Origin of the sequence: Gluconobacter aidae, from assembly GCF_009547075.1 — a bacterium.
Taxonomy (GTDB): Bacteria; Pseudomonadota; Alphaproteobacteria; order Acetobacterales; family Acetobacteraceae; genus Gluconobacter; species Gluconobacter aidae.
The window spans coordinates 1-1,095 of sequence record NZ_WIPH01000096.1; the positions used below are offsets into that span (position 1 = coordinate 1).

The following is a 1,095-nucleotide window of genomic DNA, read 5'->3' on the forward strand; positions in this document are numbered from 1 at the left end:
CAAAGACAGGCCAGACAGGCGTCCCGTTCCTTACGCCTCAGGAGCTGGAGGAATGGGACCAAACATATAGATCACGCTGACAAAAGATCCATGCGGTGTGCCTGAAATCTGATCTGCTTCTGCCGCCTGAGCGTGGATGCCGGGCTCGAGCCGCCAAAGAGACCCGCCGCTTTCTCAATGGCATGCCGCCTGTTCCGAACTTCAAAGCCATGCCGGCCGACCGGGGCGATGACAGTGACAGTTTCCGACGGGATCTGCCTGCTTCACGGGATCCTGCCAGTCATGCCCTCACGCAAAGGCCGCATCGCAACCCGCTACGACAGGAGCGCCTTAAATAATTACAAATCTTATTATTCCTTCATGATTGCAAATCGTATTTTCATGATGAAATAGGCGTTGCAGAGATATAAATGACAATAAGTCCAATTCTAAGCGTAATAATACCGTGCTATTGTGAAGAAAATAATGTAATACCTCTGGTCAGGGCACTGGATAAAGTTCTCAGTGATATCACATGGGAAATAATTTTTGTTGATGACAACTCTCCGGATGGAACGATCCATACCGTCCGGAGGATCGCCGAGCAAGACCGACGGGTGCGTGGCATTCTCCGTCTGGGGCGCCGAGGTCTCTCATCGGCGGTGACCGAAGGTATCCTGTCGTCATCCGCAACCTTTGTGGCCGTCATGGATGGTGACCTGCAGCATGATGAATCATGCCTTATTCCGATGATGGCGGCCGTCCGAGACGATCACTACGATCTCGCTGTCGCCAGCCGGCACGTCAAGGGCGGTAATAGCGCGGGGCTGTCCGGTTTCTGGCGCCATTCTATTTCCTGCCTGGGCAATCTGGTGGCCATGTCCGCTTTGGCTCCGATCAAAGATCCGATGAGCGGATTTTTTCTCATGCGGCAGCGGGATTTTGAAGAACTGGCCCCTCGCCTGACCGGACACGGATTTAAGATCCTGTTTGAAATCCTCATGACCAGTCCGAAATCTCTGCGGATCAAGGAATGCCCGATGATCTTCCGAGAGCGCGTCCACGGCGAAAGCAAAATGACGCCCAAGATCATTGGCCAATTCTTTCTCGCTCTAG

1 protein-coding gene is annotated in these 1,095 nt (G+C 53.1%); it reads left to right on the forward strand.

What is annotated here, in order from left to right:
• Positions 1-410 precede the first annotated feature (410 nt).
• Positions 411-1,095 (forward strand): polyprenol monophosphomannose synthase (locus GFJ39_RS13875; RefSeq protein WP_153432042.1); only part of this gene is annotated, 685 nt, incomplete at its 3' end.